Source organism: Faecalibacterium sp. Marseille-Q3530 (genome assembly GCF_017377625.1).
GTDB lineage: Bacteria > Bacillota > Clostridia > Oscillospirales > Ruminococcaceae > Faecalibacterium > Faecalibacterium prausnitzii_E.
Window position 1 is genome coordinate 40887 of record NZ_JAFREH010000007.1, and the last position, 24635, is coordinate 65521.

A 24635-nucleotide genomic window follows, 5' to 3' on the forward strand; every position below is an offset into this window, starting at 1 on the left:
CCAGATGAAGATATTATGGCTTTCGCTGTGTCCACCCTATAAAGAAGTAAAACATGCAGGGGGACAAGCACTTTATAAACATGTTTTATCTTTCTTAGAACATAAAGGAGTTGAAATCAAAATGGTTTCTTTATGTAAAAAGGAAGAGTATGAATATGTTCGACCGATGGGATGTAATTTTTCTATTGAGTTGATTCCTGATGAAGCTGGTAAACTTTCAGTTTTGGACTATGAAAGCAGATGGAATCCGTGGCATAAATTTGGTGGTTATCTTTCAAATAGCCGCTGGCATAAGCTAAAAGAAAAGATAATAGAGTTAAAAAAAGAAGGATATAGTCCGGATTTGATTATTTTCAACTGGACTGAAATGTTGGCACTGAATAACTTACTGCGAAAATTGTATCCAAATGCAAAATATGTAGCAATCGAGGAAGATGTAGCCTTTGTGAAAAGAAAACGGCGCTGGGAACTTAGTACTAATGCCATTGCAAGGCTTTTTCATTACATAAGATTTAAAACATGCGTAAAAAAGGAAAAAGCATGGTTGAATGCGATGAACTTAATTGCAGTGTACAGTAATAAAGACAAAGAAAGATTGGAGAGCATCGACATAGACGGTAATAATGTCTTTGTGTTTTCACCAGTATTTGCAGATAAGAGCAATCTTATCTGGAACAGAAAAAATAACGATATTCTTTTCTGGGGAGCAATGTCGAGAAAAGAAAACTTTGATAGCGCACTTTGGTTCATTCGAAATGTTATGCCCTTACTAGATAACTTGAAGTGTAGATTTGCCATTGTTGGTGCAAATCCGCCAGAAGACCTAATGAAGGAAGCATCGGATAGAGTGATTGTTACAGGATTTGTCGATAGTCCGAACCAATACTTCGAAGATTCAATGTGCATGGTTGTGCCGTTGGTTATTGGAGCAGGAATCAAAATCAAGGTCTTAGAGGGATTATCAAGTGGTATTCCTGTCATTTCAAATGAAATCGGAATAGAAGGCATTGCGGCACAAACTGGAAATCAGTATTTACACGCAGAAACAGCTGTAGAATTTGCTGAGGCAATTAAGAAAGTTAATTCAGATAAAGGATTATCTGAACAGTTATCGAAAAATGCAAAAAGAATGATTGCCACAAATTACAATGAGCAAAGAAGCACCGAACAGTTTATAGCACTCTGCAAGGAGTTGGTTTGATGGAAAAGGTTGGAATAATTTTACTGAACTACTGCAATTATAATTTGACGATTGACTGTATTGAGAGTATTAGACAATCAACATATCAGAACTATGAGATTATTGTGGTTGATAATAATTCACCTGACCATTCAGGAAAAAAACTGTCTAAGCTAGATGGCATTCGTTTTTTACAGATGGAAGAAAACCTTGGTTTTGCAGCCGGCAACAACAGAGGAATAGAAGTGGCTTTATCTGATGGATGCGAGTATGTGATGCCGTTGAATAATGATACGGTGATAGATCCTAATATGATTGAAACGCTGGTTTCAAGAGCCGATGCAAACACGATTGTAGTTCCAAAGATGTATTATTTCGATGTGAACGGACGAAAAGATATACTGTGGTACGCCGGTGGAATGCTAAAATACAAGAGCTCTGATGGAATCCATATTGGTGGCAGGCAAGAAGATTCAAAGAAGTATTCAATTGAAAGAGAAGTTACATTTGCAACTGGTTGTTGCATGATGATACATAAAGCAGTTCTTGAAAAAGTCGGATTGTTACGTGAAGAGTATTTTATGTATTGTGAAGATACAGATTATTCGATTCGTTTAAATAAAGCAAATATAAGAATTCTATACGTGCCAAGCGCAAAGCTTTGGCATAAAGTAAGCTCCTCCAGCGGCGGTGAAATGTCGAAGTTTATTGTGTATTATGTCGTAAGAAATAAGATATACTGCGCAATCGTCAATAAGTTGGGAATCAAAACATATATATATATAATAGCTGAGACATTATATCGTGTATTAAAAGCCAAGTGTGGGAAATATTATATTAATTACACTGTTGCTCCAAAGGCACTCGTGCATGGACTGATAAAGAAAATGGGAAGAAATGATGAACTATAATATAAAAATACGAAAAAAGGATGTGTCAGCATGGAAAATGTTGATGTTATTTATGATATCTGTATACGCACAAGATACGTATTCAATGTATTTGTATTATGCGGCTGTCATTATATTGACCGTGAAAAATGTAGTTTCATGGCTAATGGTAAAAGCATATATCAAAAATAAGTGGCTTTCAATTTTTGTGGTTATAGCTTTTGGAGTGACAACTTTATCATTCGTACTTAGAAGAGTTTCTTGGATAGAAGAAGCGAAAGCGTTTTGCTATGTGCTTATTTTAATAGATGCATTATTTATTTATAACCAAAGACCTGAAGTGTATGAAAAAGGAATGAAAATGATTTTGGGTATCATTGTTATTTCTGCATTATACGGAATCATTGAGGCATTAGTTAGTTACAATGTATTTGAACAATATTTTGTTGCGGATTATATTCGTGGATATTATGGAACAGCATTATATAGAATAGCATCGATATTTATGCATCCAATTGTATGTGGACAAATTCTTTTAATAGGGTTCTGGTTGGTGGCTTTTTTTTATGATAGGTGGAAGAGAGTAAGTTGCTTAATTATTATTGCTCTTGGAATTTACTATACAAAGTCTCGAAGTATTTGGGGAGGACTTGTATTTTCAATTGCAATTTTAGTGCTAGTAAAAATGATTGAATTTTTTGTGAAACTTTTTGTGAAACATAGAATTCAAAAAAGAAAATTACTTTATATTCCTTTTACTATGGTATGTATCTATTTCTTATATAAAATGGGTATGTTTGACACTATTATTAATAGCATTTATGAGCGCATATTGGCGGCGAGTGGATCAACATCAGAGCTTGCAAGACAATCAATGTCGATGTACACGCTTAATTATATGATTCATGATGCTAGTGTGCTTCAAAAAATATTTGGATACGGAATGAATTCATCTAAATCATGGATATATAAATCTGGCGCATTTGTGAATGCTTATGATGCCATAGATAATTCATACTTAACAATTATGTATGAATTTGGATTTGTTGGATTAATAACAGTTGTAATTCTAATTGTAAAAAAGATTATTGAATGCTTTTGTAAAAACAAAAGCACAACTAAACTAAATAGTGCCTCTATTATGGCGATTGTGGCATGTGCAGTTCCGTTCTACTTCTATGATTTTTATGGCTGGCTTCCAATATATATTTTGTATATATATTGCGTTGTATCGAGCAAGGCTTCAACTTATCACATAACAGAGTGTAGAGAAAATGAAAAAATCACTAACAATTAATGCGGCCTTAAGTTCTTTGCGAACACTGACTACTATTATATTTCCATTAATAACATATCCTTACATTACAAGAGTTTTATCTGTTGAGAATATTGGAAGAGTTAATTTTGGACAATCAGTTGTAAGTTACTTTGTGCTGTTGGCCGGCTTTGGGATAAGCACTTTTGCAATTCGAAATGGATCGCAAATTCGAGAAAATAATGAGCAGTTAAATTTATTCGCAAACCGTGTATTTACAATAAATATAATTACGACAATTATATCATGTGGACTTCTAGTGATTGTTACGATTTTGCCAACTAAAGTGGCTACGTATAGAACTATCATTTTGCTTCAGGGGCTTACAGTGGCAATATCTCCTTTAGCAGTAGATTGGCTTTACACAATAGAAGAGGACTTTGGATACATAACCTTACGAAGTATTGTGATTCAATTATTATCCGTGGTTCTTATGTTTACATTTGTTAAAAGTGAAAATGATGTCTATCTGTATGTGGCTTTGACCTCTATGTCGACAAGCTTGGGCAATATTTTCAATTTCCTGCATTCTAAAAAATATGTGAAGCTTAAATTGGTTTCAGATACTCATTGGAATGAATATAAGAGCTCAATCCTTTTGTTCTTTGTAAATAGCATAGCTACAACTATTTACATAAATTCAGATACTACAATCTTGGGTATTTTAAAAGATGACTATTCAGTTGGATTGTATAGCGTGGCAGTTAAAATTTATACGATAGTCAAGCAGGTTTTTAACGCTGTAATTGCTACAACAATTCCAAGACTTGCGTATTTAAGAAACAATGATGTTCGTGGATTCGAAAGACTCACGAAGACTATGATATCAATGGCAACGGTATTTACGATTCCTGCGGCAGTTGGGATTATTATACTGCGTAAAGAGATCATAACTTTGATTTCGGGTAGTAGTTATTTAGAAGCTGCACCAACATTATCAATTCTAGCTGTTGCTATTTTCTTTGGCGTTTTGGCCAATATATTAGCAAATGGAGTTCTTATTTGCATGGGGCGTGAAAAATATGTAGTAAAAGCAACGATAGTCAGTGCAATCGAAAATGCAACTTTGAATTTTATTTTTATCCCTATTTTCTCCCAAAACGGTGCGGCATTTACAACGCTTCTAGCTGAAATGACGGTTTTTGGCATGTCGCTTTACTATAGCCGCGATGTTATCATTCGAATGGTAGATGGTTCCGAATTCAGAAATGCCATTTTGGGTAGCGTGCTAATGCTTCTTGTTTCTTGCCATCTGATGAATTTATTGTCAGAGTGCGACTTGATAATTAGAATTGCAGCTGTAATAGTTGTATGTTCGGGAGTATACACACTTGTGCTACTTGCTTTTAAGGATAAAGTGCTAAGAAATGTTATTTCGCAGGTTAAGAAGAAATTGCATAAAAAAGAAGATTAAGGGATAGTTATAAGTGTTGAAATGAGGTTGAATAAAGGTGAGAGCGGGGTATAATTTTGAGAGCAGAGCAGAGCAGAGCAGAGCAGAGCAGAGCAGAGCAGAGCAGAGCAGAGCAGAGCAGAGCAGAGCAGAGCAGAGCGATTATCATGGCTTGATGTATTAAAGGGAATAGGTATTATTTTGGTTGCGGTAGGACATATCTATTCCAATCGAATTGTTTTTAATTGGCTGTATTCTTTCCATATGCCGCTGTTCTTTTTGGCGGCAGGCTGGGTGTATAAAGAAAAAACAATTTTAACGGATATAAAGCGAAGAATCCAGACCATAGTTGTTCCGTATTTCTCGTTCGGATTACTGGTACTATTATACTGGCAGGTGATAGAGAGAAGATTCCGGGATTCAAATATGAGTTTCACGGACTCCCTGTTCGGTCTATTGTCTGGTTGCTATAATAATTTGGACTTCAATGTTCATTTGTGGTTCCTGCCGTGCTTCTTTGTGACAGTTGTTCTGTTTAATATACTGGTTATGAATTTGGGTGGCAGAAAAATTGCTTATGTTGTTTCTGCATTGATGAGTCTGATCTATATTGTTCTTCCGATGCCTGAACTCCCGTGGGGCATTAACCGCGTGTTCAAGTACATAGGATTTTATGCTGTGGGTGTGTTCTTGACAGGAAGAGAAACAAAGATTGCGGATAGAAATGTAGGAACTGGAGTGGCTGCGGTAGTTTTGCTTACCGTAAATTTCTTCTTATCTCTCCACAACTTAACCACGGGAATTATGTGGTTTGTGACGGCCCTTATTGGTGTGTTTGCGCTGATTTTGATTTCTCAGCTCATCAACGAAAATAAAATTTTGCAATATCTTGGTCGAATCTCTTTGATCGTTCTCTGCATCCACGGTCCCGTATATAGGATTGTGGTGAAGATTGTATCAATACCGTTGCACATGGGAACAGATGCTGTGAGAGGAAGCATCCTGCTTGCAATGATTGTCGTTACGGTTACAATGCTTATTTGCAGTGTGGCCTATGAGGTTGTTGTGCGCATTGCTCCATGGATGGTTGGAAAAAAGTCCCAATTTCAAATTGTGACAAATATTAAACATATTTTAGGAGGAAAAAATAAATGAAGTATTCACCGAAATTTTTCCATGATACGATGCCAGAATGGAAAAGAAAAAAAGATCCACTTGTTGCGCGAGTGTTTCACAGACCAATATCTTTTTTGTTTTCTAGCTTTTTTTGTGAAATAGGTCTTACACCTAATCAAGTGTCCTTTATTTCCTTGATTATTGCCTTTGCGGTATGTGGATGTTTCCTGACTGGAAATAAAGTATGGTACCTAATTGGTGCTATTTTAATGAATATTTGGTCGATTACTGATTCGGCAGACGGAAATATGGCAAGATCTGTTGGTGGAAAACCGTATGGTGATTTTATCGATGCAACCAGCAGCTATGCAATGGTTGGCTTTATTTTTCCGGTACTTGGCTGGGCGATTTACCGAGAAGGAGGACTTTTGGTACCTGCTGGTGCGGCTTGGATTATTCTCATTGGCGCATATACATCCTCTTGTGATACTATGGTAAGATTGTTTTTTCAAAAGATGAAAAACAATACATCTGAAATTCAAATGAAAGAGATTGCAGATGGCAAATTAACAGTACAAGAAGTTTTAGAAGAAGCGAATGCACCCAAAAGTACATTCATGAAGTTGTTTACAAGAGTGGATTCTGAACTGAGTATGGGTGGCTGGAACCTTGTTGCGATTCTGCTGTGTGTAATATTCGACTGCTTGGATTTATATGTGCTGTTTTATGCATTGTACTATCCAGCAATTTTTGTTGCATCAACAATCTATTTGATTAAAAAAACAGGCTGCTTAAAGAAATAACAAGAACATCACATAAACCAAAATGTTTGTTTAATGTAAGATAGCATAAACCATATTATTTGGTCTATACAGGATGTGAAAGGGCACAAGTAGGCTGCAGAGGTAAGAAAACTTGTGCTTTTTTATAATATGGGTGTTCATGAAAAATAAAAAAAGAAAAATCGTGAAAGAAAGGAAATAAAAAATAATGAACAAGCAAGAAAGTGATATCTTGAATACGCTTCTGCTAGAGCCTTTTATTAATCAAAGAATTTTGGCGGAAGTATCAGGTCATTCCTTGGGGGTGGTAAACCGTTCACTAAAGGAACTTATCAAAGCTGATTACTTAGATGAATCCATACGTCCAACAGTGAAGGCAATTACAGAATTCAAACAGAAAACCCCACAGCGAGCTATTATCTTGGCAGCGGGGTTTGGTATGCGTATGGTTCCAATCAACACAGAAATGCCAAAGGGTCTTTTGGAAGTTAATGGTGAGCCTCTGATTGAACGTATCATCAAGCAGCTTCATGAAGTGGGGATTGAAGAAATCTATGTAGTTGTAGGCTTCATGAAAGAAAAATACGAGTATTTGATTGATGAGTATGGTGTAGAACTCGTGGTTAATGCCGATTATGCATCAAAGAACAATCTGCATTCGGTCAGACTTGTAAAAGAACATTTGGAGAATGCTTACATTATTCCTTGCGATATTTGGTGTGACAGAAATCCGTTCCATCGGCATGAACTATATTCTTGGTATATGGTCAGCGATCTCGTTGATAACGAGAGTAATGTTCGCGTTAACCGAAAAATGGAACTGGTAACTGTACCGGAAAGTTCTGGTGGCAATGCAATGATCGGTATCTGCTACCTAGTAAAAGAGGATGCCGACATAATTGCGGAACGCATTGATGAACTTTGCAAAAATCAACGGTATGATGGAGCGTTCTGGGAAGAAGCACTTTATAACAGGGATCGGATGATCGTTACTGCCCGTGTAGTTCATTCTGCAGATGTTGTGGAAATCAATACTTATGAGCAACTCCGGGAAATCGACAGCGATTCTAACCAGTTAAAAACAGATGCAATTCAGGTGATTTGTGAGGCTCTGGATGCAAGGCCAGAAGCAGTTACAGATATTACGGTTCTTAAAAAAGGCATGACGAATCGTTCTTTCCTGTTTACCTGCAAAGGAAAAAAATATATCATGCGTATTCCGGGAGAGGGAACTGACCAGCTTATTAACCGTCGTCAGGAGGCGGCAGTTTATCAGGCCATTGACGGAAAACACATTTGTGATGATATTGCGTATATCAATCCGGAAAATGGCTACAAGATCACGGAATTTCTGGAAGGCGCAAGAGTATGCGATCCATTGAACTACGAAGATGTTAAGAAGTGTATGAAGCAGCTGCACGCATTCCATGACTTGAAATTGAAAGTAAACCACGAGTTTGATATTTTTGGACAGATGGAGTTCTATGAAACGCTGTGGGATGGGACTCCTTCTGTTTATAAGGACTATGAAAAAACAAAAGCAAATGTTCTGTCGTTAAAGCCTTATATTAATGCACATGCTGGAGAAAAAGTCCTGACACATATTGATGCAGTGCCGGATAATTTTCTGTTTGCGGAGAAAGATGGCAGGGAGGAAATCCGACTGATTGACTGGGAGTATGCAGGAATGCAAGATCCTCATGTGGATGTGGCAATGTTCTGTATTTACTCACTTTACAATAAGCGTCAGGTGGATCGCCTGATTGCTGCTTACTTTAAAGAAGGTTGTGATGATGCGACCAGAATCAAAATTTACTGCTATATTGCAGCCTGTGGTCTGTTGTGGAGCAACTGGTGTGAATATAAACGCAATCTTGGTGTAGAGTTTGGCGAATATTCGCTTCGACAGTATCGCTATGCAAAGGACTACTATCGAATTGTTCAAGAGGAACTGAAAAAGCAAGGGGAGAAAAAGTAAATGCCAAAAGTAGAAAGAGCTATTATTATGGCGGCAGGCTTAGGAAATCGAATGCACCCGGTGACGCTGACAACACCGAAACCGCTGGTTAAAGTGAATGGGGTGCGGATGATTGACACAGTCATTGATGGTCTGCATAAAAACGGAATTAATGAAATTTATGTTGTTGTCGGCTATCTGAAAGAGCAGTTTGTGACACTTGAAAAGGAGTATCCTGATGTTAAGCTGATTGAAAATCCATACTATGATACTTGCAACAACATCTCTTCACTTTATGTGGCACGAGAGTATATTGAGAATGCTATCATTCTTGATGGAGATCAGATCATTTATAATCCGGAAATTTTAGCACCAGAATTTGAACGCTCTGGTTATAACAGTGTTTGGACAGATGATGAAACGGATGAGTGGCTTCAGACTGTTGAAAATGGCATTGTTACGATATGTAGTCGGACAGGCGGAAAAGGCGGATGGCAGCTGTACAGTATTTCCCGCTGGACTGCAGAGGATGGGAAAAAACTGAAACACCATCTTGAAATTGAGTTTGAACAAAAGAAGAATCGACAAATCTACTGGGATGATGTGGCGATGTTCTGTTACCCGGAGGAGTATCAATTGGGTATCCGTCCTATGAATAAGGACGATATTATAGAAGTGGATAATCTGAGCGAGTTAATTGCTCTAGATGCCAGCTACAAAAAATATGCGGAGGGAAAGTAAATGAATACGAAAAAAGAACATGGAAAAATAGACTGGATGATAACACTGGTGCCTTTGGCAATCGTGATTGCATTATGTGTTCTATTCTTTTTGGTACCGGAACAATCGAATGCTGTACTGAGCCAGATCCGTTTTTTCTTTGGTGATACCTTTGGTACATATTACTTAGTAATTGGATTAGGAATTTTCATTCTTTCTCTGTATATTGCCGGTTCTAAGTACGGTAACATCGTCCTTGGCGAGCAGAATGAGAAGCCGAAGTATTCCTTCTTTGCATGGGGTTCGATGATGTTCACCTGTGGTCTCGCAGCAGATATTTTGTTCTATTCGTTCTCGGAATGGGTGCTGTATGCGACTGATCCACATCTGGCAGAAATGGGTAGCATTCAGGATTGGGCTGGTGTATATCCGCTGTTCCATTGGAGCTTTATTCCTTGGGGATTCTATCTGGTACTGGCCGTTGCCTTTGGTTTTATGCTTCATGTAAGAAAAAGAAACCGTCAGAAGTATTCAGAGGCTTGCCGTCCGATTCTTGGAAAGCATACCGATGGCTGGGCAGGTCGAATTATTGACCTGTTAGCTGTGTTTGCGCTTCTTGCTGGTACTGCCACCACTTTTAGTGTGGCAACACCGCTGATGGCAACCATAATTAGTGAGCTGTTCCATGTTGCCGTTAGTCGTACTGTGATTAACATTATCATTCTTCTGATTACCTGCGCTGTATATACATATTCTTTGTTGCATGGATTTAAGGGAATTAGTAAGCTGGCCAATATTTGTATCTATATGTTCTTTGGTCTGATTGCCTTTGTACTGCTGTTTGGTGGAGAGACACGGTATATTATCGAAACTGGTTTTTCTTCTCTTGGCAAGATGGTACAGAATTTCGTTGATCTGTCCACATTTACTGATCCGCTTCGTACATCTAACTTCCCGCAGAACTGGACGATTTACTATTGGGCTTATTGGATGGTTTGGTGTGTGGCCGCTCCGTTCTTTATCGGTAGCATCTCTCGTGGTAGAACAGTGCGTCAGACAATCCTTGGTGGCTATGTATTTGGCGTCGGTTCAACACTGACAAGTTTCATCGTACTTGGCAACTATTCTATGGGAATGCAAGTCACTGGAAAGGCTGACTTTATTGCACAGTATCTGGCAAGCGGAGATCTGTATGGCATGATTGTGTCTATCATCAAAACAATGCCGGGTGCACCTGTTATCATGGTAGTTGTGTTGCTGACGATGATTGCCTTCTATGCGACCTCTTTTGATTCGATTGCATTGACAGCATCCTGCTACAGCTATCACACACTGGAGGATGGTGAGCAGCCGAACAAGGGCATTCAGTTGATGTGGTGTATTCTGCTTATTTTGCTTCCGATTGCTTTGCTGTTTGCAGAAAGCTCCATGAACAATCTTCAGTCGGTTAGTATTGTTGCTGCATTTCCGATTGGTGCTGTAATCGTGATGATTGCAATCAGCTTTATGAAAGATGCTAAAAAGTACATGGAAAGTTTGGAAGCTAAAGAGATGGATGAGATTTCGGAATGACTAGCAAATCGGAAGAGACAGTAGTATAATTTAAAAGGTAAGTGTGATTAGAACCAAAAGCTAATCATCTTCCTCCTCATCAACTCCGTCCCACCATATGTACTTCACTTCACATTCATCAAATCCACTCCAATTTAACCTTTGTCCGCAACGGTCGCAAAAGAGCTGGTACTCACGCTCCATAGTGGTTCCGCACCATGGGCACTTTGAAAATTCCGCGCCCCACCTATACGAGCATACAATTTTCACTTTCCAAGGCCATCGGTAAGTAGGAGAGAGCAGAAGCTCATATAGCATCCGTGTGGGCCGTACATCCCAATTCCAGTTATCATCGAACCAATCTAATTTATACACTTATTATCAAATAAAAACTGGAGGTACACAACAATGCCCAGAACTAAAGGAAGCAAAAATAAACCGAAAATCTCTACCGACATCGCATCCCAGATCGCAGAGAAGCAGTCTTCCATTGCTTCCCTGATGGCGGAGACTGCTTCCATCACGGCCAACATCGACACTTTGAAGGCTGACCTGAAAGAGAAGAAGACTGCGCTAAAGGTCACCCAGAAGGAGCTGGCCAAGCTGGAAGCCAAGAAAGCGGCAGCTGATCAAAAGGCCGCCGAAGCAGCGAAGAAGAGCGAAGCAGAGGATGTGCTGAAAAAGCTGTTAGCAAGTGGCGTGAGTGCAGACGAGATTCTCGAAAAATTGAAATAATCTTTTCAAAATCCAAAACCGTGTGGACGGAGTTACAAAATCCCATCCATACGGTTTTCTAATGGAACGATTGCTTCATATCGAACAAAACGCATCCGTTTCTCACTCCAAGCCTCAAAATCACTTCCGGTGAAATTTCAGCAAAAGAGGCAGCAGAGGAGCGTATCTGGGCAGAGCAAACGCCCCCGGCGGCAGCTCCGGGCCCCGGACGCTCCGAACTATGTGTTCCATGAAAATAGACTTTCAAATATGAGAAAAATGCAGACCGGATGTGAAATTGGCGAAAACTTTGCAAATAACGCTAAAACGTGATATAATCGTGGTACGAACATGCTGTGATTGGTACGACAACAGGAACTTGAGTTCTACACCCTTCCTTTTGCGGGTCTCCGTGAGAGGAAGGGTGTTTTTGTTATGTGAGCTCCATCATAAACCACGCGCCCCTTCCGATGTGGTCTGCCACAGGGAAGGGGCGCGTTTGAATGCGGGATATTTTATTTTTTGCTATTTCCAACCCGCATCTTGAAATCCTCATACCCGAACTTTACAAGCTCGCGGCAGGTGCCGGAGGCATCCATCGTCCAGATGGGCGGAAGGGGCATGCCGTTGAAGGTATTGTTCTTGCAGGTGGTGTAGATGGCCATATCCCCGAAGAAGAGACGGTCGCCCTCGGTGAGGGGGGCGTCGAAGCTATAATCGCCGATGACATCCCCGGCCAGGCAGGTCGGGCCGCCGAGTCGGAAGGTGACGGCCCTTTCGCCGGGGTCGCCTGCGTTCAGCAGGGGCGGGCGGTAGGGCATCTCGATGACGTCCGGCGTGTGGCAGGCGGCAGACAGATCCAGGATGGCAAGGCTGGTATCGCCGTTGCGCAGGGTGTCCAGCACCGTGGTGACGAGATAGCCTGCGTTCAGCGCCCAGGCCTCGCCGGGTTCCAGATAGACCTGTACGCCGTACTTTGTCTGCGTCTCGGTGATGCAGCGCTCCAGCGTGGGCAGGTCGTAGCCGGGGCGGGTGATGTGGTGTCCGCCGCCAAAGTTCAGCCACTGCATCCGGGGCAGCAGGTCGCCGAAGCGGTCTTCCACGGCGGCCAGCGTCAGGGCCAGCGCGTCGGAATCCTGCTCACACAGGGTGTGGAAGTGCAGGCCGTCCAGCAGACCCGGCAGGGCCGGGTCTGCCTGCACAGCGGCGTCCCACTGGGCACGGGTGGTGCCCAAGCGGCTGCCGGGGGCGCAGGGGTCGTAGATCGCGTGGCCTTCCTGGGTCGAGCATTCCGGGTTGATGCGCAGACCGACGCTCTTGCCCGCCGCTTTGGCTGCCGGGCCGAATCTGGCCAGCTGGCGGGGCGAGTTGAAGACGATGTGGTCGGCGTAGTGCAGCAGCTCGTCGAATGCGTCGGCCCGGTAGGCAGCGCAGAACACGTGGTTCTCCTTGTCGGGCAGCGTTTCCCGGCCGAGGCGGCTCTCATAGAGGCCGCTGGCCTCGGTGCCCGCCAGATAAGGCGCCAGCAGGGGATAGAGGTCGAAGTTCGAGAACGCCTTCTGTGCCAGCAGGATCTTGCAGCCGGTGCGCTGCTGCACCCCCAGCAGAAGTTCGCCGTTGCGGCGCAGCTGGGCTTCGTCCAGCAGATAGCAGGGGGTGGGCAGGGCAGACAGGGCGGTCTCGGAGAGGTTCGCCAGCCCGGCAAAGGGCGGGCGCGTGTCCCGCAGCCGCATCAGTCCACCAGAGCCGGGGCGTGGCTCTCAGAACGGGGCAGGCCGTACTTGTCCAGAGCGTCCAGATACGGGTCCGGATCGAACTCTTCCACCGTGTGGACACCCTTGGTGGTCCATTTGCCGGTCAGCAGCATGAGGGCACCGCACATGGCAGGCACACCGGTGGTGTAGCTGATGGCCTGCGAGCCGACCTCGCGGTAGCACTCCTGATGGTCGCAGACATTGTAGATATAGTAGGTCTTTTCCTTGCCGTCCTTCTTGCCGGTGAAGATGCAGCCGATGTTGGTCTTACCCTTGGTGCGGGGGCCGAGGCTGGCGGGGTCGGGCAGGAGGGCCTTGAGGAACTGGATGGGCACGATCTCCTGCCCGTTGAACTCAATGGGCGTGGTGGACAGCATCCCCACGTCCTCCAGGCAGCGCATGTGGTCGAGGTAGCTCTGGCCGAAGGTCATGAAGAAGCGGATGCGCTTGGCCTCCGGGATGTTCTTGGCCAGAGACTCGATCTCCTCGTGGTGGAGCAGGTACATGTCCTTTTCGCCCACCTGATCGAAGTTGTACTCCCGCTTGATGCTCATGGCCGGGATCTCGACCCAGTGGCCGTTCTCCCAGTAGCTGCCGGGGGCCGAGACCTCGCGCAGGTTGATCTCCGGGTTGAAGTTGGTGGCGAAGGCGTAGCCGTGGTCGCCGCCGTTGCAGTCGAGGATGTCGATGGTGTCGATGGTGTCGAACTCGTGCTTCTTAGCGTAGGCGCAGTAAGCCTGGGTCACACCCGGATCGAAGCCGCTGCCCAGCAGCGCGGTCAGGCCGGCTTCCTCAAACTTTTTGGCATAGGCCCACTGCCAGCTGTAATCGAAGTAGGCAGAGAAACCGGCCTCCTTGCAGCGCTTCTCGTAGATGGCGCGCCACTCCGGGTCGTCCGTGTTCTCCGGCTCGTAGTTGGCGGTGTCCATATAGTTGACGCCGCAGGCCAGGCAGGCGTCCATGATGGTCAGATCCTGATAGGGCAGGGCGATGTTCATCACGAGGTCGGGCTGGTAGCTCTTGATGAGGGCGATCACTTCGTCCACCTTGTCGGCGTCCACCTGGGCGGTGGTGATCTGGGTGGCAGTCTTGGGGGCCAGCTCAGCCGCGAGCTTGTCGCACTTGGACTTGGTACGGCTGGCGATGCAGATCTCGGTGAACACTTCGGGGACCTGGCAGCACTTGTGGATGGCGACGGAAGCCACGCCGCCGCAGCCGATGATCAGAACTTTGCTCATGGTAGGTTTCTCCTTTGTTATCATATATCGCAGCGCAGAGCGAACGCCTGCGCGTGGTTTCGTCAGACCTGGAAGCCGGGCCAGCCCTTGTCGAGCGCGATCAGCAGCTCCCGCAGGACTTTGCAGGCCGTGGCCGTGGAAACGCCGGTGGTGTCCAGCGTGGGGGCCAGCTCGTTGAGGTCGGCACCGACGATGTTCGCGCTGGTCACGGTGCGGATGGCATCCAGCAGCTGCAAAAAGCTCACGCCGCCCGCTTCGGGGGTGCCGGTGCCGGGGAAGCAGGAGGGGTCCAGACAGTCGAGGTCGATGGTCAGGTAGACCGGGGCCTTGCTGGCACAGAGCTGCTCGGTCAGTTCGGCAAGGCCGGTGAAGTCGAACTTGTGCATCTCGGTGTGCTGGGCTGCAAACTCGAACTCGGCGCGGTCGCCGCTGCGGATGCAGAACTGGTGGATGTGCCCGTCGCCGACCAGCTCGTGGCAGCGGCGGAGGACACAGGCATGGCTGAGCCGGGCACCGAGGTAGTCGTCCCGCAGGTCAGCGTGTGCGTCGAAGTGGACGATGTGCAGGTCCGGGTACTTCTTTACGGCGGCCCGCACGGCCCCCAGCGTGACCAGATGTTCGCCGCCCAACAGGAGCGGGAACTTGCCGTCCTTCAGGACCTCTTCGGCGCGGGCTTCGATGTCGGCCAGCGCCGATTCGCTGGAGCCGAAGCAAAGCTCCAGGTCGCCGCTGTCGAAGACGTCGAAGTCGGTCAGGTCGGCGTTCTGATAGGGGCTGTAAGTCTCCAGACCGTAGCTCTCGTGCCGGATGGCGGCCGGGCCGAACCGGGCACCGGGGCGGTAGCTGGTGGTGGAATCATAAGGCGCACCGTACAGCACGATGCTGGCGGCGCGGTAGCTGCTGTCGCAGCCGATAAAGGTCTCAACGTTGGGTTGCATCAGTGTTCCTCCACTTCCCGCAGCATCTCTTCGAGGAAGGCGGGCAGATAAAATGCGCCGACATGGAGCCGGGCAGTGTAATAGCGGGTGCGCATGTTCAGCGCCTTCCATGCGTCGGCGTCGAGGTCGTCGATGGGGTGATATTTCTTGCTGGCAAAACCGAACAGCCAGTACCCGGCGGCAAAGGTGGGGATGTGTGCCTGATACACCCGGCTGATGGGGAAGGTGGACGCGATGCGCTTGTGGCTGCGCTGCATGGCGCTGGCGTCCTCGGCGTAGAAGGGGCTGCCCTGCTGGTTGACCATGATGCCGTCGGCCCGCAGCGCATTGAAGCAGCTGCCGTAGAACTCGCGGGTGAACAGGCCCTCGGACGGGCCAAACGGGTCGGAGGAGTCCACGATGATGAGGTCGTATTCTTCTTCGCACCGGCGGATGAACTTGAGCGCGTTCTCAAAGTAGATGTGCACCCGGCGGTCGTCCATCCGGCAGGCGTTGCCGGGCAGATAGGCGCGGCAGGCCTCCACGACCTGCGGGTCCATCTCCACCAGGTCGATCCGCTCCACCCGGTCGTAGCGGGTCAGCTCCCGCACCACGCCGCCGTCGCCTGCGCCGATGACGAGGATGTCCCTGGCCTCCTTGTGCACGGCCATGGGCACATGGACGATCATCTCATCGTAGATGAACTCGTCCCGCTCGGTCAGCATGACGTTGCCGTCCAGCGTGAGCACCCGGCCGAACTCCGGGGTCTCGAAGATGTCGATGCGCTGATAGTCGCTCTGCTTGGAGTAGAGCTGCTTATTCACCCGGATGCTGTGTTTCACATCCGGGGTGTGAAATTCCGAAAACCAAAATTCCATGTTTTCCTCCTCAGGCCAGAACGTTCAGGTGTAAAATGTCGGGGTCTTCCGGGCCGGTCATACTGCAGCCCTTGGCCTTGGCGTACTCGATGTAGTTCAGGATCTCCTTCGTGATGCGCTCGCCGGGGGCCAGAATGGGGATGCCCGGCGGGTAGCACATGACGAACTCGCTGCAGACCATGCCCACGGTCTCGCGCAGGGGCAGGCTCTTTTTGGGCGCATAGAAGGCCTCCTGCGGGCTGGTGGCCACCACAGGGTCGATGTATTCCTGGCTGAGCAGGCCGGTGCCGTCGGTGCGGTAGCGGCGCTTGATCTCGGCCAGTGCGCTGACCAGCCGCTCCACTTCCTGCGGGCGGTCGCCGATGGAGAGGTAGGCCAGGATGTTGCCGATGTCGCCGAACTCGATCTGGATGTCGTATTCATCGCGGAGGATATCATAGACCTCGATGCCCGCCAGGCCGATGTCCAGCGTGTGGACGCTGAGCTTGGTGGTGTCGAAGTCGAAGACCGAGTTGCCGTTGCACAGCTCCTTGCCGAAGGCGTAGTAGCCGCCCACCGCGTTGATCTCCTCGCGGGCATACTCGGCGATGTCGGCCACCTGGTGGAAGACCTGCCGCCCCCGCTGGGCCAGATTGCGGCGGGAGATGTCCAGGCTGGACATCAGCAGATAGCTGCCGGAGGTGGTCTGGGTCAGGTTGATGATCTGCCGCACATAGCCGGGGTGGACGTTCGGCCCGATGAGCAGCAGGCTCGACTGGGTCAGGCTGCCGCCGCTCTTGTGCATCGAAACGGAGGCCATGTCGGCCCCTGCGGCCATGGCCGAGACCGGCAGCCCACCGCCAAAGTAGAAGTGGGTGCCGTGGGCTTCGTCTGCCAGGCAGAGCATCCCGGCGTCATGGGCCATCTTGACGATGGCGCGCAGGTCGCTGCAGATGCCGTAGTAGGTGGGGTTGTTCACCAGAACGGCCACGGCGTTGGGGTGCTCCCGGATGGCCTTTTCCACCTGCTCCCGCTTCATGCCCAGCGAGATGCCCAGGCGCTTGTCCACCTCCGGGTTCACGTAAACGGGCACAGCGCCGCAGAGCACCAGTGCGTTCAGCACGCTGCGGTGCACGTTGCGGGGCAGGATGATCTCATCGCCCCGCTTGCAGGCGGTCAGCACCATGCTCTGCACCGAGCTGGTGGTGCCGCCCACCATCAAAAAGGCGTGGGCCGCGCCAAAGGCGTCGGCGGCCAATTCTTCGGCCTCCCGGATGACCGATACCGGGTGGCAGAGGTTGTCCAGCGGTTTCATGCTGTTCACATCCACGCCCACGCACTGCTGGCCCAGAAAGGCGGTCAGCTCCGGGTTGCCCCGGCCGCGCTTGTGGCCCGGCACGTCAAAGGGCACCACACGCATCTGCCGGAACTGTTCCAGCGCTTCGTAGATGGGTGCCCGGCGCTGGTCCAGCCGGAACCGTGTACGGTTCTCACTCATGTTTTTTTTCCTCCGTCCCTGATCCCCTGACAAACAAAAAAGCGCAGGACCAACACCCAAAGGTGCAGACCTGCGCTTTGCAAAAAGCGTTTGAATGTGCGCACAAAGCCCCCGGCGGAGAGCCGGAGCCGGACGGTGTGCAGGATCCAAAAGACGGGATGAGGAGAGTCTATATAGCAATTACACTTTTACTACTCTTATTGACCGTTTCACAAGTCTGCGCAGCGGGTGCGCAATTTCATGGCTGTAAAGGAACCAACTTATAAAATTCGAGCTCTTAACTCAATCAATAATGGCGGCGATGCCGCCGGTCGGCAGTGGACCCGGCTGTCCGTATGGCCTTAGCCCCGATGGGCGGTCCCAGGTAAATTGCTTTGAAAAGACTCCGACATGCTTTGTCTCTCAAAATCGAATGTTATCTTATCATGCCGGTTTCGCGCTGTCAATCCTTTTTTGAGAAAATGTGAAAAAAGGAATGAAAAAATACAGATTATGGAGAAAGCGGCAGGAACCGGGCAGACCAGACGGATTCGGTGCTTTTCGATACGCTTTGGCGGCGCAGATGGGGCAATTCTGCGTGAAAGGGGGTGTTTCGTGCGTGAAAGGCAGGTGCAGGGGGCGGAAAAATGTGGTACAATCAAGTTGCAAGGGGGGAGCGTAGCGATGGAGCTGCGGATCGCGATCGTTGAAGACCAGAAGTTTGAAGCCCAGCGGCTGGAGCGGCTGCTGCGGCAGGCGTGGGGGGATCCTGTCGTCTGCGACCTGTACGAGAGCGGCGACGCATTTTTGCACAGAGCCGCCGCCGGGCCGTATGCCGTGGTGTTCCTGGATATCTGCATGGAGGGCACGAACGGCATCGCGACGGCCCGGCAGCTGCGGGAAAAAGACCCGCATCTCCTCATCGTCTTTGTGACCTCGTCGCCGGAATACGTGTGGGAAGCCTTTCCGGTGCATCCGTTCGATTATCTGCTCAAGCCATATAAAGAGGAAAAGATCCGGCAGCTGACCGCCGAACTGCGGCGGGTGCTCTGCCGCCAGGAGCCGGAGCTGGAGGTGCGTATCGCCCGCCAGACCGTGCAGCTGCCGCTGAATAAGATCCTGTATGCGGAATCCCAGAACCACTTCGTCCGGATCGTGACCGACGACGGCGAATGCCGGGCCGCAACCACCTTTGCACAGGTGGAGCAGCAGCTGAAGACGCAGGAGAACTTTCTTGTCTGCAACCGGGGCCTGCTGCTGAACATGGATAAGGTGCTGCGGTTTGAGGGCGACTGCATCGAGATGCTGGACGGTGCCCGGCTGCCCGTCCGCCTAAAGGATAAAAACAGCCTGTTTGCGCAATTCACACAATATCAATTCCGCCACATGCAGCGGGAGTTCTGAGAGGAGAAAAACGCCGTGGATGCTGTGTTGTTCGGACGCTACTTTCTCGAATTTGCATTGTTGTATCCGGGGGCCTATCTCTGCCTGGCTCCGCTGCGGGACCACCTGAAGGCCCCCAAAACGACCTGCTGGATCGCGGGCGGTGCCCTCACGGTGCTGTGCCTTGGGTGTGCAGCGCTGTGCACGATCTTTGAATTGCCCAGCAACGTTTTCCTGCTCCCCATCCTCATCGTCTCGTTCCGGCTGCTGCGATGGCGGACGGAGGGAGTGACCGTCGGCCAGACGGCCTTCCTGTTCTCGATCTCCGCTGTCATGCTGGCGGTCTGTTCGCTGATGGCCGTGGTGCTGAACGCCCGCGCCGAGACCGGCAACCAGCAGGAGGCCAATCTGGTCTCCACAGCGCTGCTGGCGCTGGGGCTCTCGGCGGTGCTGAGCGTCCTCTTCCATTTCACAGCCGTCCGGTGGAGCGCATGGCTCTTGCAGGAATATCACGGCGAAGCGTTCTGGCAGTCGGCGTGGCCGCTGCCGGCCATCTATGCGGCCTTCCTCATCTTCTGCGTCCCGCTGGACCCATCGGTCGTCCTGCTCAACCGGATCATGATCATTGCGGTGCTGGCGGTGTCCATCTCGCTGCTGGGTATCTTCCTGCTGCTGTACGAGATGTACCGGGTGGCGCAGGAGTACACCCGGAACACCCAGCTGGACCGGGAAAACCAGCTGCTGGGCGTGGAATCCCGCCGTTATATGGAGCTGCGGGAATACATGGAGCAGACCCGCCGCCTGCGGCATGATTTCCGCCAGCACCTGCACGTCATCTCCGGCCTGACCGAGGCCGGGCAGCTGGACGAGTTGAAACACTACCTCAGCCAGTACGAGAGCGAGCTCAGCGAGGCCCGCCCCACCCTGTGCGCCAACCCCGCAGTGGATGCGCTGGCGGGCCACTACGACCACGAGGCCCGGCAGAAGGGGGTGCCCATCGAATGGAAGCTGGAGCTGCCCGTTCTGCTGCCCATGCCGGAAGCCGATCTGTGCATGATCCTGGGCAACCTGCTGGAAAATGCGCTCGACGCCAGCCGGAAGCTGACGCCGGACCAGCGGCAGATCCGGGTGATGGTCCGGATGCTCAGCCCTGCCATGCTGGGCATCGTGGTGGAGAACCGCTACGACGGTGTGCTGAAAAAGCAGAGCGGCATCCTGCACTCCACCAAGCACGAGGGGATCGGCATCGGGCTGGTCTCCATCGAGACCGCCGTCCACAAGTACAACGGCGATCTGACCGTAGAAACGAAGAACAACGTCTTCCGAGCCAATGTGCTCCTGAATTTATAACGAATCGACAACGCATCAATGGAAAATTGGAGGATCGACACGATGAAAATGACACGACGCAGCTTTCTCAGCGCATCTGCATTCACCCTGCTGGCCTGCGGCCTTGCACCTGCCGCCCATGCGGAGGAGACCAACAGCCTGTTGACCGGGCTGCTGGGCAGCAAAGCGGAGACCGCCCTTCCGCCCAAGCCTCTGACCGCCAAGGTCGTGGATGCCAACCCCTTTATGGGCTTCAGCGAATCCAACATCCACCACGACTGCTACAACACCGACTCCACAGATGCCGTTCTGCCCATCGGCATCTGCCCGGAAGTCAATGTGGCGATGGAAAAGGTCAACCCCAATGCCTCTCCGGCCATCTTCTTTGACAATTTCGACAACCCCATCAGCCCGTTCCTGGGCGGCCTCGCCATCCGGGACCTGGATGCGGAAGAGGTGACCACGCGGGGCTTCTTCTCGCCCACCAAGCACGACGGCGGCGGGTATGTCATCCAAAGCTCCTATTCGTTCGTGGACGGGCGGAACCTCATCGTCTGCCCCACCAGCCACAACCACGTCCTGATGCTCCGCGCCGCCGACGAGAACGGCACCCCGCTGCCGGTGTTCGAAAAGGTGCTGGACATCGACATCAAGGCCGCAGCCGAAAAGGTGCTGGGCAGAACGCTGGACCAGAAGCTCCTTTCCGTCGTCTTTGACTACGAGGGCAACCTCTGGTTCGTGACGGGCGGTTTCCGCATCTACCCCAGCCGGGGCCAGCAGGGCGCGATGGGCTATGTCTCCCATGCCGCCATCGAGGCCATCCTGGCGGGCGGCACGGCCGACCTCGACCACGAAGTCCACGTCTATGCGCCCATCGCCGGGGAAGGTGCCGAAAACGGCATCGCCGCCTGCAAGGAAGGCGCGGTCATCCTGACGAACCTGGCCTGCTACCTGCTGCGGGCCAACAACGGTGTGGAGGTCGTCTGGCACACCGGCTACAACAGCGTGGGTGCCAAGGACAGCCATGAGGGCGACGCCACCACCGGCGGCGGTCTGGCCTGGGGCAGCGGCTGCTCGCCCTCCCTCAGCCGGGACCTGGTCTTCTTCACCGACAATCTGGACACCGTGAGCCTGCTGGCGCTGGATATCCACACCGGTGCCATCGTGGCCAGCCTGCCCGTCATCGACGAGCTGCCCGCCAATATGCCGGTCTCGGTGGAAAACTCCGCCATCGTCTATGACCACGGCACCGGCACCATCAGCACCATCGTCTGCAACTGGTTCGGTGCCGGCAGCCCGAACCTTGCCAAACCCGACAACGATTCCTCCATCCAGAGCTACGAGAACATCTACGACCGCAACTGGCTGATGAAGGGCAACAGCATGATCATGCCCGGCATCGAGCGGGTGGATACCATCCGGACCGGCGACGGCTGGACCATGAAGAGCGTCTGGTGCCGCGACGACCTCAGCGACACCTCCATGATGAAGCTCTCCACGGCCACCGGTTACATTTACGGCTTCGTGCAGGATGTGGACAGCGGCATGTGGCAGTACATCGTGCTGGATTTTGAGACGGGCAGGACCGCCCTCACCGTGGACGTCGCGTCGCTGTACGGCTACAACAACATGGCCATCGGCATGTATGCCGGGCGGGACGGCAACAAGCTGTACTGCCCCACCGGCTACAAGGAGCTGCTCCGTCTGCAGGACCGCTTCGTCTACCTGCCGGAGATGCCCTACCGCAAGGTGGACCTGGATAAGACCCGCCGCACCGTCGTTTCGGCGGCAGAATTTGCCGCAGCAGGCGGGCAGGGCACCCCGGCGACCTGGCTGCACACCGTCACCTTCGACAACCTCCACCCCCAGACCATTGCCGCCATCCGGGTCAACGGCCTGACCGGCAAGGCCTCCGACTACAAGCTCTACGCCAAGGGCACCGACGGGCAGTATCACGCCTTTACGGGCAGCTGGTCGCTGGAAAATGCCTCCGGCCGTCTCCGTGCGCAGAAGGTGTACGAGATCCGCTTCGCCCTGCAGGACGGCGGCGACTTTGACCTGAGCACGGACGCAAAAGAAGTGACCGCAGCCATCCTGCTGGCCCGTTGACCCCCTGAAAAACAGTCCTTCCCTCTTCTCGTTTGAAACCCGCCGTCTGCTTTTGGATTCGTTTGAGCAGACGGCGGTTCTTTTTGGTTGCACTTTGGCGGCAGAGCCTTTGAACGCTGCGTCCGGGAACCCTCGCGGACCGGCCCGAAACGAAAATCAAACAGAAATTTCACGATTTAGGGGTTGTGTTCCGGGGTGCAAAATGGTATGCTTGAGACACTTTGCAGCTTCCTGCGGGAAATTTCAGGGGAAGGGAGCGTCTGATAGAAGATGCAGAAACACACAAAACAGTTGATCGCAGCCCTTGCGCTGCTTCTTATTGCAGCGGTGCCGCTCGCACTGCACATCGCAAACGCAGACCCCACCGACGAGGTTACAGCCAGCATTGCGGCCAGCGGTTCGGAAGCGCAGGCAGAAGCGCCGGCGTCCAGTACGGCCAGTGCCGCAGCCTCCACCAGTGTGCCGGAGCCGCAGCCGGAAGAGGAGCCGGACGCCTCCTCGGAGGAAGCGGACAGCAGCGCAGAGAGCGGGGATGCAAGTGCGTCCTCGTCTGAAGCAGCCGCTTCCTCGAAGCCCGCAGCGCATTCGGCGGCTTCGAGCCACGCCGCTTCTTCGAAGCCCGCTGCACATTCGGCGGCGTCGTCCCACGCGGCATCGTCCTCGCATTCGGCCGCTTCGTCTCATGCGGCGTCCTCTTCGTCTTCGTCTTCGACGTCGGCCTTGTCCGGCAGCTCGCATACAACGGAGACTACGGACGCAAAGATCAATGCGTATGTGCGGCGGCTCCGGAACCTGCAAAAACGCAGCAGCAAAAAACTGTATCAGACCGCAAGCAGTGCGTACAGTGAATATATGGAGCATCCCGTGGAAGAACGGAATCTGGCGTTGAAGGTCTCCATCGTGCTGGGGAAGACGATGGAATTGACCAAACTGCAGAGCGAATGCGACAAGGAGTTCAAGGAGATCGTCACGGAGCTGCGCCACTACCTGCGGGAAAATGGTTACGACCAGAGCATTGCAGATGCTGCGGAAAAAGAGTACAAAGAAGAAAAAGATGCGATGATCAAAGAGCTGACGAATGTGACCTACAGCCAGGTGACCGGCAAGGGCGAAGGCGGCAAGTGGCTTCAGGAACACGCGGACATGGGCCAGTAAGACCGAACATAACACAAACGCGCAGAGCGTGCTTCCCGAAGCGGGGGAAGCGGCTCTGCGCGTTTTTCTGTACCTGGCACTCACAGCAGCTCCGGCAGCTGCCGGAGCACGAAGTGGTTCTTGCGGAAGGTGAGCAGCCCTTCGTCCCGCATCCGGCACAGCTCCTTGGAGAGGGCGCTGCGGTCAAGGTTGAGGTAGTCGGCCAGCTGCTGGCGGTTGAAGGGGAGGTCGAACTCCATGCCGCCCGCCTGAACGGCCTGGCCGGACAGATAGGTCAGCAGCCGCCCCCGCACGGTCTTGGGGGCGGTGCAGAGGATGCGGCGGGAGAGGGCAAGGTTCTTTTTCATGGAGACACGGAGCAGGTTCCGCAGCAGGCGGTCCTGCCAGCTGTGTTCGGCGTGGGGGCGGGCAAGGGCAGCCGTGTCCAGAAACAGCACTTCGCAGTCTGCCGCCGCGAGGACATCCACCATCAGCGGCTCCCCGCAGAACGCATAGGTCTCGGCAAAGGCCTGCCCCTCGCCCACCTCGCTGAGGATGCTCTTGCTGCCCCAGAGGTCGATGCTCTCGATGTGGACGGTACCCCGCAGCACGATGCCGATCTCATGCACGGTGTCGCCGGTGTGGAAGATGGTCTGGCGGCGGGCAAAGGCTTTCCGCCGCAGGCAGCGGTCGTGCTCCATCTGGGCGATGTCGGCCTCGGTCAGGCCCTGAAACAGAAAAATCGAGTGATAATCCATAAAAATCCCTCTTTGTGGTTACAACAACCGAATCTTTGCTGTCATTATAGTATACTGTGCA

Annotated in this window: 19 protein-coding genes and 1 pseudogene; 14 read left to right on the top strand and 6 right to left on the bottom strand. The window is 50.7% G+C overall.

What is annotated here, in order from left to right:
* Positions 1-4: 4 nt before the first annotated feature.
* From J3350_RS07550 to J3350_RS07595, 10 genes and pseudogenes are all read left to right on the top strand, one after another.
* The gene (locus tag J3350_RS07550; RefSeq protein WP_207686205.1) at positions 5-1201 is read left to right on the top strand and encodes a glycosyltransferase; all 1197 of its coding nucleotides are present in this window, start codon (positions 5-7) and stop codon (positions 1199-1201) included.
* Positions 1201-2091 (top strand): glycosyltransferase family 2 protein, encoded by an 891-nt coding sequence (locus J3350_RS07555; protein ID WP_207686206.1) that lies wholly within the window; start codon positions 1201-1203, stop codon positions 2089-2091. The genes J3350_RS07550 and J3350_RS07555 overlap by 1 nt, the downstream gene beginning before the upstream one ends.
* Positions 2078-3367: an O-antigen ligase gene (locus J3350_RS07560; RefSeq protein WP_207686207.1), complete on the top strand. Its 1290-nt coding sequence runs from the start codon at positions 2078-2080 to the stop codon at positions 3365-3367. The genes J3350_RS07555 and J3350_RS07560 overlap by 14 nt, the downstream gene beginning before the upstream one ends.
* Positions 3345-4799 carry a flippase gene (locus tag J3350_RS07565; RefSeq protein ID WP_207686208.1) on the top strand — a complete coding sequence of 485 codons (1455 nt, stop codon included), beginning with the start codon at positions 3345-3347 and terminating at the stop codon, positions 4797-4799. Before J3350_RS07560 ends, J3350_RS07565 begins: the two co-directional genes overlap by 23 nt.
* A gap of 156 nt (positions 4800-4955) precedes the next feature.
* Positions 4956-5933 (top strand): annotated as a pseudogene (locus tag J3350_RS07570) (acyltransferase family protein); the annotation flags it as partial.
* Positions 5930-6697, top strand: coding sequence for a CDP-alcohol phosphatidyltransferase family protein (locus J3350_RS07575; protein WP_207686210.1), 768 nt, complete (start codon positions 5930-5932; stop codon positions 6695-6697). The pseudogene J3350_RS07570 and the gene J3350_RS07575, both read left to right, overlap by 4 nt.
* Before the next feature lie 187 nt (positions 6698-6884).
* Positions 6885-8654: an NTP transferase domain-containing protein gene (locus tag J3350_RS07580; protein WP_207686211.1), complete on the top strand. Its 1770-nt coding sequence runs from the start codon at positions 6885-6887 to the stop codon at positions 8652-8654.
* Complete coding sequence (locus J3350_RS07585; protein WP_207686212.1) at positions 8655-9374, top strand: NTP transferase domain-containing protein; 720 nt, start codon at positions 8655-8657, stop codon at positions 9372-9374.
* Positions 9375-10925 carry a BCCT family transporter gene (locus tag J3350_RS07590; protein ID WP_207686213.1) on the top strand — a complete coding sequence of 517 codons (1551 nt, stop codon included), beginning with the start codon at positions 9375-9377 and terminating at the stop codon, positions 10923-10925.
* 387 nt (positions 10926-11312) lie between these two features.
* On the top strand, positions 11313-11639 hold the full coding sequence (locus J3350_RS07595) for a hypothetical protein (protein WP_207686214.1): 327 nt from the start codon (positions 11313-11315) through the stop codon (positions 11637-11639).
* A gap of 494 nt (positions 11640-12133) precedes the next feature.
* Here the strand turns inward: J3350_RS07595 and J3350_RS07600 are convergent, their stop codons facing one another.
* The 5 genes from J3350_RS07600 to J3350_RS07620 all read right to left on the bottom strand — a co-directional run bounded on the left by J3350_RS07600 (position 12134) and on the right by J3350_RS07620 (position 17882).
* Complete coding sequence (locus J3350_RS07600) at positions 12134-13351, bottom strand: carboxynorspermidine decarboxylase (RefSeq protein ID WP_207686215.1); 1218 nt, start codon at positions 13349-13351, stop codon at positions 12134-12136.
* Positions 13351-14610 (bottom strand): saccharopine dehydrogenase family protein, encoded by a 1260-nt coding sequence (locus J3350_RS07605; RefSeq protein WP_097793184.1) that lies wholly within the window; start codon positions 14608-14610, stop codon positions 13351-13353. Before J3350_RS07605 ends, J3350_RS07600 begins: the two co-directional genes overlap by 1 nt.
* Positions 14611-14672: 62 nt before the next feature.
* Positions 14673-15548, bottom strand: a complete 876-nt coding sequence (gene speB, locus J3350_RS07610; protein WP_207686216.1) for an agmatinase — start codon at positions 15546-15548, stop codon at positions 14673-14675.
* Entirely contained in the window at positions 15548-16405 is an 858-nt protein-coding gene (gene speE / locus J3350_RS07615; protein WP_207686217.1) for a polyamine aminopropyltransferase, read from the bottom strand. The genes speB and speE overlap by 1 nt, the downstream gene beginning before the upstream one ends.
* A 10-nt stretch (positions 16406-16415) precedes the next feature.
* Positions 16416-17882 carry an aminotransferase class I/II-fold pyridoxal phosphate-dependent enzyme gene (locus tag J3350_RS07620; RefSeq protein WP_097793187.1) on the bottom strand — a complete coding sequence of 489 codons (1467 nt, stop codon included), beginning with the start codon at positions 17880-17882 and terminating at the stop codon, positions 16416-16418.
* A gap of 663 nt (positions 17883-18545) precedes the next feature.
* On the opposite strand from J3350_RS07620, the gene J3350_RS07625 reads away from it, so the two are divergent.
* From J3350_RS07625 to J3350_RS07640, 4 genes are all read left to right on the top strand, one after another.
* Entirely contained in the window at positions 18546-19265 is a 720-nt protein-coding gene (locus J3350_RS07625) for a LytTR family DNA-binding domain-containing protein (protein WP_207686218.1), read from the top strand.
* 15 nt (positions 19266-19280) lie between these two features.
* On the top strand, positions 19281-20594 hold the full coding sequence (locus J3350_RS07630) for a sensor histidine kinase (RefSeq protein WP_207686219.1): 1314 nt from the start codon (positions 19281-19283) through the stop codon (positions 20592-20594).
* 42 nt (positions 20595-20636) lie between these two features.
* A complete protein-coding gene (locus J3350_RS07635; RefSeq protein WP_242700184.1) occupies positions 20637-22682 on the top strand; it encodes a hypothetical protein in 2046 nt (681 codons plus the stop codon).
* A 270-nt stretch (positions 22683-22952) separates the two neighbouring features.
* The gene (locus J3350_RS07640; RefSeq protein ID WP_207686220.1) at positions 22953-23837 is read left to right on the top strand and encodes a hypothetical protein; all 885 of its coding nucleotides are present in this window, start codon (positions 22953-22955) and stop codon (positions 23835-23837) included.
* Between the two features lie 80 nt (positions 23838-23917).
* On the opposite strand, the gene J3350_RS07645 is transcribed toward J3350_RS07640, so the two are convergent.
* Positions 23918-24574 carry a Crp/Fnr family transcriptional regulator gene (locus J3350_RS07645; RefSeq protein WP_207686221.1) on the bottom strand — a complete coding sequence of 219 codons (657 nt, stop codon included), beginning with the start codon at positions 24572-24574 and terminating at the stop codon, positions 23918-23920.
* Positions 24575-24635 lie beyond the last annotated feature (61 nt).

Coding starts and splice junctions, on each gene's coding strand:
- J3350_RS07550 (WP_207686205.1), top strand. CDS start 5: ATGAAGATATTATGGCTTTCGCTGTGTCCACCCTATAAAGAAGTAAAA.
- J3350_RS07555 (WP_207686206.1), top strand. CDS start 1,201: ATGGAAAAGGTTGGAATAATTTTACTGAACTACTGCAATTATAATTTG.
- J3350_RS07560 (WP_207686207.1), top strand. CDS start 2,078: ATGATGAACTATAATATAAAAATACGAAAAAAGGATGTGTCAGCATGG.
- J3350_RS07565 (WP_207686208.1), top strand. CDS start 3,345: ATGAAAAAATCACTAACAATTAATGCGGCCTTAAGTTCTTTGCGAACA.
- J3350_RS07575 (WP_207686210.1), top strand. CDS start 5,930: ATGAAGTATTCACCGAAATTTTTCCATGATACGATGCCAGAATGGAAA.
- J3350_RS07580 (WP_207686211.1), top strand. CDS start 6,885: ATGAACAAGCAAGAAAGTGATATCTTGAATACGCTTCTGCTAGAGCCT.
- J3350_RS07585 (WP_207686212.1), top strand. CDS start 8,655: ATGCCAAAAGTAGAAAGAGCTATTATTATGGCGGCAGGCTTAGGAAAT.
- J3350_RS07590 (WP_207686213.1), top strand. CDS start 9,375: ATGAATACGAAAAAAGAACATGGAAAAATAGACTGGATGATAACACTG.
- J3350_RS07595 (WP_207686214.1), top strand. CDS start 11,313: ATGCCCAGAACTAAAGGAAGCAAAAATAAACCGAAAATCTCTACCGAC.
- J3350_RS07600 (WP_207686215.1), bottom strand. CDS start 13,351: ATGCGGCTGCGGGACACGCGCCCGCCCTTTGCCGGGCTGGCGAACCTC.
- J3350_RS07605 (WP_097793184.1), bottom strand. CDS start 14,610: ATGAGCAAAGTTCTGATCATCGGCTGCGGCGGCGTGGCTTCCGTCGCC.
- speB (WP_207686216.1), bottom strand. CDS start 15,548: ATGCAACCCAACGTTGAGACCTTTATCGGCTGCGACAGCAGCTACCGC.
- speE (WP_207686217.1), bottom strand. CDS start 16,405: ATGGAATTTTGGTTTTCGGAATTTCACACCCCGGATGTGAAACACAGC.
- J3350_RS07620 (WP_097793187.1), bottom strand. CDS start 17,882: ATGAGTGAGAACCGTACACGGTTCCGGCTGGACCAGCGCCGGGCACCC.
- J3350_RS07625 (WP_207686218.1), top strand. CDS start 18,546: ATGGAGCTGCGGATCGCGATCGTTGAAGACCAGAAGTTTGAAGCCCAG.
- J3350_RS07635 (WP_242700184.1), top strand. CDS start 20,637: ATGAAAATGACACGACGCAGCTTTCTCAGCGCATCTGCATTCACCCTG.
- J3350_RS07640 (WP_207686220.1), top strand. CDS start 22,953: ATGCAGAAACACACAAAACAGTTGATCGCAGCCCTTGCGCTGCTTCTT.
- J3350_RS07645 (WP_207686221.1), bottom strand. CDS start 24,574: ATGGATTATCACTCGATTTTTCTGTTTCAGGGCCTGACCGAGGCCGAC.